Raw genomic sequence first — 2,795 nt, 5'->3', positions numbered from 1 at the left:
CTGCAGTCCCTCCTAGGATTGTGCCTGTGTAGCCACTTTGACCAGACTTAAATGTGCCATCTTTATAGACAAAGGCAATGGTTTTTTTGAAATTATCATTATCAAAGCCAATGTTTCCATCTGAGCTCACCCCTTCTACATAACCATCGGTGTATTCTGTAATGCCATTGGTGTTACCATTTGTATTGCTGTTTTCTTTTTTGGTATGGGTTTTACCACTTTGTGTGAGGGTAAAGGATTGATTGTTGTCATTAGCAAGAATCATGGGTCTATTTGCAGAGTCATAGACAACATTACCCATAGAATCTTTTTGGATGGTGGCATTCCCAAAGGTGATGGAGAGATTTTTAGTTGAATCAGAAAGTATTCCTGTTTGGGCGCTAGAATCAGAGCCAGAAGAATCGCTTGAATCATTAGAGCCAGAGGAGGTGGTGGATTTTGCAAGGGCTGAGTTGGTGTCTAAGATAATGGAGGTTTTTTCTAAGCCTAGGGCGCCATTAAAAGAAGAGACATCAATATTAGTGGCATCTTTTAGGGCAATATCGAGTGTTTTACCTTTGTAGCCATTGGTGGCATTTGTGGTATCGCTATTTTCAGAGCCATCATTAGTGGGGGCAGCTTTTGAGAAGTCAAAGCTACCGACATCAGAAAAGACTACAGAAGAGTTTGTGCCCCCTCCTTTGATATTACTGATAGTTGTGTTAGAGTTTTTACCTTTTAGTTTGCCATCACTATCAGCCCCACCAAAGTTGAGTGTTAGATGGACATTGTTGTTGTTATCTTTGATGATGATATCAGAGATGGAGAGAGATTTAGCTTCAGAGTCACTAGTTCCGTTAGCTTTTGGGATAAAGTCAAGCACGCCTGTGAGTGTGCCTGCATAGCCATTACTAGTAGTATCAGTTCCATCGCCTGAGATTTTACCGATACTAAGTCCTGCCATATTTTTAAAATTAGCAGAAGAAGCAGAATTGGTGGCTTGGAGGGCGCCAATGGATGTAGTATCAAAGTTGGCTATGAATTTGGTGCTAGCTCCTGTGGCTTTGATATCTTTGAAGCTTGTATTTTTAGCATCGATATTTAGTGTGCTTGTGCCATTAGTTAGATTGATATTGCCATTTACAGAAGAAGAATCTGAAAAGCTAATCGTGCTTGTGCCTCCTGAGACATTAAGACCATTAGTCCCAATGCTAGAACCTCCTTTAAAGACAACATTGTTTGTGCCTCCAGAGATGGTTAAGCCTTTGAGGGTGGATTTGGTATCAAAGTTGATATTGCTTGTATTGCCATTTAAAGTCACAGCGCCAACTTTGGAGTTGTTTTTAGCATTGATGGTTAAAAGCGTGCTGTTATTAGAGATGGTATTGGAGTTAGAGTCTTTTTGGGTGGCATTGTCGAAGTTAAAGACAGCTTGCACGCGAGAAGTATTACTAGTGCGTTGTTGGGCTGTGTATTTCCCATCCCAGATGGCGCCGTCTTTGAAGGTGAGGTTGATGATACCATTTTGATTGGTGACATTACCTTTTAGGGCATATTGCCCCCCTCCATTAGTCGCAGTGCCATTGCCTAAGAAAGTCCCAGTGATACGGTGTTGGTATCCATCTGAGTTGTAGAGGATTTTAATACCTCCTGTGAAACTAGAGTGTCTGAAATCAAGCGTGTTGCGCAAGGCCACAGATAATTCTCCTTCTTTTTTACTGATAAAATCGCCATTGTAGGAGGAGTTTGTCGCAGTGACATTGGCGAGATTTGTGGAGTTGATAGTGCCGTTGAAGGTGGAGTTGTTGACTAGATTGAGATTAAAAGTAGGCTTGGTGTAGCCATTTAAAACACCTGTGGTGACATTCGCATTGATGGTGGAGTTATTATAGGCATTGATGGTGAGTGTGCGTTCTTTGAGACTGATATTGCTTTTATTTGTAGCCCCATTAGAACCATTTTTGCCCTCAAGCGAAGAGCCATCGGTGAAATTCAATGTCACAGAAGTGCCAGCATTGTTATTTTCTGAAGACCTGTAATCGCCTTTCATCTTAGCACCATTTTTAAAGAAAAAACGCGTGTTGGCATCACCAATGATATCTCCCACAAGGGCATAGCCATTATTGGCGTTAGAGCCCGTGCCTTGATAGTTGCCATCAAAGGTGAAAGTTGACCAGCCATAGCCGGTGTAGCCATCGGTCGTGGTGTTAGAGATATTACCAACAAATACAGAGTCTTTAAGGATAATATTGAAATTGCCTGCGTTAGAGGAGTTACTCAAACTGCCCGTGATGGCGATTTTATTTGCGCGTATATCGACATTATCTGACCAAGAAGATGATAATGTGAGAGTGGCTGTGTCTGCGCCCTCGGTGTGTGAGAGATTGACTTTGGTGTATTGACCGATACCATAAGCTGTCCAACCACGGATACAAGACACGGCTGAACCGATGGTGCAGCTCTTGTCTCCAAAAGAAGGTGCTGCTTGCACAACATCGCCCGTAAAAGGAAACAAAAAGGCTGCGAGGACAAAGGAAAATAGCGGCGTGAAGGGCTTTTTTAGGACTTTGGCTCTCTTATTTGAGGTTTTTGAGGATTTGGTAGCTCTGGTTTTGGGGGTTCTTGCTTTTAAAGATTTGCTGTTAGGGGGGGGGCCATTGTAAGACTAGCACTTGTGTTGAGAGTGTTTGCGTGGCTAGTGTTTATAGAATTTTGAGTATTTTTTACTTGAGTATCTGCTGTATTTGGAATTGTTGTATTTTCGGCTGTTTTGGGGGCATTATAGGCATTAGTATAGCTACTCTTTTTCATAAAAA

General features: G+C 42.0%; 2 protein-coding genes. Both read right to left on the bottom strand.

Annotated features, from left to right (window positions below):
• The coding region (locus BKH46_RS09150) for a hypothetical protein (RefSeq protein WP_143428956.1) at positions 1 to 2,494 on the bottom strand (2,494 nt) is incomplete at its 3' end.
• Between the two features lie 113 nt (positions 2,495 to 2,607).
• Positions 2,608 to 2,795 (bottom strand): hypothetical protein (locus tag BKH46_RS09700; protein WP_216358721.1); only part of this gene is annotated, 188 nt, incomplete at its 5' end.

It is taken from the genome of Helicobacter sp. 12S02634-8 (genome assembly GCF_002272865.1).
GTDB lineage: Bacteria > Campylobacterota > Campylobacteria > Campylobacterales > Helicobacteraceae > Helicobacter_J.
The sequence above is the reverse complement of the archived record's forward strand: the minus strand, read 5'-3'. Positions and strand labels throughout refer to the sequence as shown.